Source organism: Streptomyces sp. NPDC044061 (assembly GCF_056434305.1).
The window spans coordinates 21,249-27,345 of the sequence record NZ_JBWKFL010000075.1 but is presented as its reverse complement, the minus strand read 5'-3'; the positions used below and the strand labels follow the sequence as shown (position 1 = coordinate 27,345).

Below are 6,097 nucleotides of genomic sequence, written 5' to 3'. Positions count from 1 at the left end.
CCGTCGGCGGCATCGACATGATCGTGCGCCGCAACGCCTTCGGACGGCAGAACGAGTCCTTCGAGGCGGCGGTCGACGTCCGCGGCATCGAGGGCAATCCTGTAGAAGGCGTGTTCATCCGCGCCCCCTGGGTCGAGTCCGTGGGCGCCGAGGCCGAGGTGCTCGCCGAGCACGACGGCCACATCGTCGCGGTCCGCCAGGGCAACGCGCTGGCCACGTCGTTCCACCCGGAACTGACCGGCGACCACCGCGTGCACGCCCTGTTCGCCGACATGGCGCGCGCCAACCGGACGCCGGAGTCCTTGTAGGATCTCTGGAGTTCGTTGCAGAGATGGGTTACGCGAAGGAGACAGGCAGATGTCCGGCCACTCTAAATGGGCCACGACGAAGCACAAGAAGGCCGTGATCGACGCCAAGCGCGGCAAGCTCTTCGCGAAGCTGATCAAGAACATCGAGGTCGCGGCCCGCATGGGCGGCGTCGACCTCGAAGGCAACCCGACCCTCTACGACGCCGTCCAGAAGGCCAAGAAGCAGTCGGTCCCGAACAAGAACATCGACTCCGCCATCAAGCGCGGTGGCGGTCTCGAGGCCGGCGGCGCCGACTACGAGACGATCATGTACGAGGGCTACGGCCCGAACGGTGTCGCGGTGCTCATCGAGTGCCTCACCGACAACCGCAACCGCGCCGCCTCCGACGTGCGCGTCGCCATGACCCGCAACGGCGGCAACATGGCCGACCCTGGCTCGGTGTCGTACATGTTCTCCCGCAAGGGCGTCGTCATCGTCCCCAAGGGCGAGCTGGCCGAGGACGACGTCCTCGGCGCCGTCCTGGACGCGGGTGCCGAAGAGGTCAACGACCTCGGCGAGACCTTCGAGGTCATCAGCGAGGCCACCGACCTGGTCGCGGTCCGCACCGCGCTCCAGGAGGCCGGGATCGACTACGACTCCGCCGAGTCCAGCTTCGTGCCGTCCGTCCAGGTCGAGCTGGACGAGGAGGGCGCCAAGAAGATCTTCAAGCTGATCGACGCGCTCGAGGACAGCGACGACGTGCAGAACGTCTTCGCCAACTTCGACGTCAGCGACGAGATCATGGAGAAGGTCGACGCGTAACGCCGCCGCGGGCGTCACAGGGTCTCACGGGCCGACGGGACAACCCGTCGGCCCGTCGCCTTGCCGGGCGTTGGTGCGAGGCGTTGTCGGTGGCACCCGATAGCCTGCACGAACTGGGGGTACCGCCCAGGTGGCTGGGGAGATCGAACAGGGAGGGACCCGGTGCGGGTGTTGGGGGTGGATCCCGGACTGACGCGGTGCGGCGTCGGCGTCGTCGAGGGGGTCGCGGGTCGGCCGCTCACCATGCTCGGCGTGGGCGTCGTACGCACGCCCGCGGACGCCGATCTCAGCCTCCGGCTGCTCGCCGTCGAGGAGGGCATCGAGCAGTGGCTGGACGAGCACCGGCCCGAGTCCGTGGCCGTCGAGCGCGTCTTCAGCCAGCACAACGTGCGCACCGTCATGGGCACCGCCCAGGCCAGCGCCGTCGCGATGCTGTGCGCCGCCCGGCGCGGCATCCCGGTCGCCCTGCACACCCCCAGTGAGGTCAAGGCCGCCGTCACCGGCAGTGGCCGCGCCGACAAGGCCCAGGTCGGGGCCATGGTCACCCGCCTGCTCCGGCTCAGCGCCCCGCCCAAGCCGGCCGACGCCGCCGACGCCCTCGCCCTCGCCATCTGCCACATCTGGCGAGCCCCCGCCCAGAACCGGCTCCAGCAGGCCGTGGCCCTGCACACCGCCAACGCAACGAAAGGCCGTACGGCATGATCGCCTTCGTCAGCGGCACGGTCGCCGCGCTCGCCCCCGACGCAGCGGTCGTCGAGGTCGGCGGCGTCGGCATGGCCGTCCAGTGCACGCCGAACACGCTGTCGACGCTCCGCGTCGGCAAGCCCGCCAAGCTGCACACCTCGCTGGTCGTCCGCGAGGACTCGTTGACCCTGTACGGCTTCGCGGACGACGACGAGCGCCAGGTCTTCGAACTGCTGCAGACCGCGAGCGGCGTCGGGCCCCGTCTCGCCCAGGCGATGCTCGCCGTGCACACCCCGGACGCGCTGCGCCGCGCCGTCGCCACCGGTGACGAGAAGGCCCTCATCGCCGTCCCCGGCATCGGCAGGAAGGGCGCCCAGAAGCTGCTGCTCGAGCTGAAGGACCGGCTCGGCGCGCCCATCGGCGCCCCCGCGGTCGGCGCCCCGGTCACCCAGGGCTGGCGCGACCAGTTGCACGCGGCCCTCATCGGCCTCGGCTACGCCACCCGCGAGGCCGACGAGGCCGTCGCCGCCGTGGCCCCCCAGGCCGAGGCCGCCGACGGCACACCGCAGGTGGGCCAGTTGCTGAAGGCCGCCCTGCAGACCCTGAACCGAGCCCGCTGACCCCAACCACTGTCGAGGCACATTCATGAACTGGGACGACCCGACCGACACCTCCGCCGAGGAGCGGCTCGTGGGCTCCGGCGCCGACCGGGAGGACCAGGCCGTCGAGGCCGCCCTGCGCCCCAGGGACCTCGGCGAGTTCATCGGGCAGGAGAAGGTCCGCGAACAGCTCGACCTCGTCCTGCGCGCCGCACGCGCGCGGGGGGCCACCGCCGACCACGTGCTGCTCTCCGGCGCGCCCGGCCTGGGCAAGACGACCCTGTCGATGATCATCGCGGCCGAGATGGGCGCCCCGATCCGCATCACCTCCGGCCCCGCCATCCAGCACGCCGGCGACCTCGCCGCGATCCTCTCCTCCCTGCAGGAGGGCGAGGTCCTCTTCCTGGACGAGATCCACCGCATGTCCCGGCCCGCCGAGGAGATGCTGTACATGGCCATGGAGGACTTCCGCGTCGACGTCATCGTCGGCAAGGGCCCGGGCGCCACCGCCATCCCCCTCGAACTGCCCCCCTTCACGCTGGTCGGCGCCACCACGCGCGCGGGCCTGCTTCCGCCGCCGCTGCGCGACCGCTTCGGTTTCACCGCGCACATGGAGTTCTACGAGCCGGCCGAGCTGGAGCGGGTCGTGCACCGCTCCGCGAACCTGCTCGACGTCGAGATCGAGCCGCAGGGCGCCGCCGAGATCGCCGGCCGCTCCCGCGGCACACCCCGAATCGCCAACCGCCTGCTGCGCCGCGTGCGCGACTACGCCCAGGTCAAGGCCGACGGGGTGATCAACCGCGAGATCGCCGGGGCCGCCCTCGCCGTCTACGAGGTCGACGCCCGCGGCCTGGACCGCCTCGACCGGGCCGTCCTGGAGGCGCTGCTGAAGCTCTTCGGCGGCGGTCCGGTGGGCCTGTCGACCCTCGCCGTCGCGGTGGGGGAGGAGCGCGAGACGGTCGAGGAGGTCGCCGAACCCTTCCTCGTGCGCGAGGGGCTGCTCGCCCGCACCCCGCGCGGCCGGGTCGCCACCCCCGCGGCATGGGCACATCTCGGCCTGACCCCGCCGCGCTCGTCAGCTGCGGGAAACGGACAACAGGACCTGTTCGGGGCGTGACGGCGAGGGCATTGGCGGGGGCAGGAACCCAGGTGCCATGCTGAGCGTTGTTCCATGCGCGCGGACTCGCTTAGACTCCGCCGATGCCGCCCTTGCGGGTGGCGCCGACCAACCCCCATCCAACAGGCCGCTCACCGCGCGGTCGCGCGAAGGAAATTCCGTCCCGTGAATGCCTTTACCCTTCTCCCCTTCATCGTGCTCATCGCGGCCATGTTCCTGATGACGCGCTCGGCCAAGAAGAAGCAGCAGCAGGCCGCCAACATGCGGAACGAGATTCAGCCCGGCTCGGGTGTCCGCACGATCGGGGGTATGTACGCGACGGTCAAGGAGGTCAACGAGGACACGGTCCTCCTTGACGCCGGACCGGGCGTCGACCTCCTCTTCGCCAAGAACTCGATCGGCGCCGTCCTCACCGACGACGAGTACAACCGCATCGTCCACGGCATCGAGCACGACCTGAAGTCCGACACGGACATCGTCCCGGACGACGCCTCCTCCCTCACCGAGACCGCCGCGACCGACGAGCCTGCCGCCGCCTCCGACGACAAGTCCGTCGACCTCGGTAAGGAGGACGCCGCCGAGGACAAGGCCGACGCCGCCGAGGCCAAGGCGGACGAAGAGCCGAAGAAGACCGACGGCGACACCGAGGCGAAGTAGTCACGTCCCGGGGTGCACGGCGCGGTGGTGATCGCGCCGCACGCACCCCGGGCGCGTCTGTTTCCCGCACGGGAGCCCGACACCATGTCATGGCCGACCGCGCCGACCGGGCGCGGGGCGGCCCGAGAGGGAGTACGAGAAGGTGGCAGCACCTAAGAAGGGCCGGAGCGCGAGTGCCCAGAGCAAGCCGGGGCGCTCGCTGGCCCTCATCCTGATCGCCATCGTGGCGCTCACCGGAGGCATGTTCCTCTCCGGGAACAAGACTCCGCGTCTCGGCATCGACCTCGCCGGTGGCACGAGCATCACGCTCAAGGCGAAGGCCGACCAGGGGTCCGTGATCAACAAGGCCAACATGGACACCGCGGTCGACATCATGAACCGCCGTGTCAACGGCCTGGGCGTCTCCGAGGCGGAGGTGCAGACCCAGGGGGCCGACCACATCATCGTGAACATCCCCAAGGGCACCAACTCCAAGGAGGCCCAGCAGCAGGTCGGTACCACCGCCAAGCTGTACTTCCGCCCGGTCCTCGCCACCGAGCCCACCGGTGGCGCCGTGAAGAGCCCCTCGCCGAGCGCCTCCCCCAGCGGCAGCGGCTCGCCGAGCCCGTCGAGCAGCGCCTCCTCCAAGGAGAAGGCCTCCTCGTCCTCCTCCGGGTCCCCCACGGCGACGGCCACCTCGCAGGGCCGCGCGGTCACCGACGCCCTGAAGGCCGACAGCACGCCGTCGCCCTCCGGCTCCCCGAGCGCGTCGTCCGCCGCGGGCTCCACGTCGTCCCCCAGCCCGTCCGCGTCCGCCAGCGGCAGCACCGACACGAGCAAGCTGCAGGCGCAGTACGCCGCCCTGGACTGCTCCAAGCCCGCCGAGCGGGCCAAGGCCGGTCTGAACGCCAAGCCGGGCGAGCCCACCGTGGCCTGCGGTGAGATCAACAAGGTCTGGTACAAGTACCTGCTCGGCCCGGTCGCCGTGGACGGCACCGAGGTGAACAAGGCCCAGGCGGTCTTCGACACCCAGGGCGCCTCCGGCTGGCAGGTCCAGATGAAGTTCAGCAACAGCGGGACCAAGAAGTTCGCCGACGTCACCTCCCAGCTGGCCAAGAACCAGCAGCCGCAGAACGAGTTCGCCATCGTCCTCGACGGCAACGTCGTCTCCAGCCCGTACGTGCAGACGGCCATCACCGGCGGCCAGGCGGAGATCTCCGGCAGCTTCACCCAGCAGGAGGCGCAGAGCCTCGCCAACATGCTGTCGTACGGTGCGCTGCCGCTGTCCTTCAAGGAGGACACCGTCACCACCGTGACCGCCGCGCTCGGCGGTGAGCAGCTGCGGGCCGGTCTGCTCGCCGGCGCCATCGGTCTCGCGCTGGTCGTGCTCTACCTGGTGATCTACTACCGCGGTCTCTCGCTGGTCGCGATGGCCTCCCTGCTGGTCTCCGCGATCCTCACCTACGTGATCATGTCGCTGCTCGGCCCGGCCATCGGCTTCGCGCTGAACCTGCCCGCCGTCTGCGGTGCCATCGTCGCCATCGGTATCACCGCGGACTCGTTCATCGTGTACTTCGAACGCATCCGGGACGAGATCCGTGAGGGCCGCTCGCTGCGCCCCGCCGTCGAGCGGGCCTGGCCGCGCGCCCGGCGCACCATCCTGGTCTCCGACTTCGTGTCGTTCCTCGCCGCCGCCGTGCTGTTCATCGTCACCGTCGGCAAGGTCCAGGGCTTCGCGTTCACGCTCGGCCTGACCACCGTGCTCGACGTGGTCGTCGTCTTCCTGTTCACCAAGCCGCTGATGACGCTGCTGGCCCGCCGGAAGTTCTTCGCGAACGGCCACAAGTGGTCCGGCCTCGACCCGAAGAGCCTTGGTGCCAAGCCGCCGCTGCGCCGCACCCGCCGTTCCGCCGGTCCAGCCGCCGGCCCTGCCGACCCGAAGGAGGCGTGA

At 70.6% G+C, this 6,097-nt stretch carries 7 protein-coding genes; all 7 read left to right on the top strand.

Translation table 11 applies throughout. The features are described 5' to 3' along the window. Nucleotides 1-308, top strand: a 308-nt coding sequence (gene pdxT / locus AC07CM_RS47215; protein ID WP_478882757.1) for a pyridoxal 5'-phosphate synthase glutaminase subunit PdxT, incomplete at its 5' end; no start/stop codon positions are given. A gap of 49 nt (nt 309-357) precedes the next feature. Further along, entirely contained in the window at nt 358-1,110 is a 753-nt protein-coding gene (locus AC07CM_RS47210) for a YebC/PmpR family DNA-binding transcriptional regulator (protein WP_478882756.1), read from the top strand. A 162-nt stretch (nt 1,111-1,272) separates the two neighbouring features. Next, entirely contained in the window at nt 1,273-1,812 is a 540-nt protein-coding gene (gene ruvC, locus AC07CM_RS47205; protein ID WP_478882755.1) for a crossover junction endodeoxyribonuclease RuvC, read from the top strand. Further along, nucleotides 1,809-2,414 carry a Holliday junction branch migration protein RuvA gene (gene ruvA / locus AC07CM_RS47200; RefSeq protein WP_478882754.1) on the top strand — a complete coding sequence of 202 codons (606 nt, stop codon included), beginning with the start codon at nt 1,809-1,811 and terminating at the stop codon, nt 2,412-2,414. Before ruvC ends, ruvA begins: the two co-directional genes overlap by 4 nt. Before the next feature lie 25 nt (nt 2,415-2,439). After that, nucleotides 2,440-3,510 carry a Holliday junction branch migration DNA helicase RuvB gene (ruvB, locus tag AC07CM_RS47195; RefSeq protein WP_478882753.1) on the top strand — a complete coding sequence of 357 codons (1,071 nt, stop codon included), beginning with the start codon at nt 2,440-2,442 and terminating at the stop codon, nt 3,508-3,510. A 165-nt stretch (nt 3,511-3,675) separates the two neighbouring features. Next, entirely contained in the window at nt 3,676-4,167 is a 492-nt protein-coding gene (yajC, locus tag AC07CM_RS47190) for a preprotein translocase subunit YajC (protein WP_478882752.1), read from the top strand. Nucleotides 4,168-4,309: 142 nt separating this feature from the next. After that, nucleotides 4,310-6,097, top strand: coding sequence for a protein translocase subunit SecD (gene secD / locus AC07CM_RS47185; protein WP_478882751.1), 1,788 nt, complete (start codon nt 4,310-4,312; stop codon nt 6,095-6,097).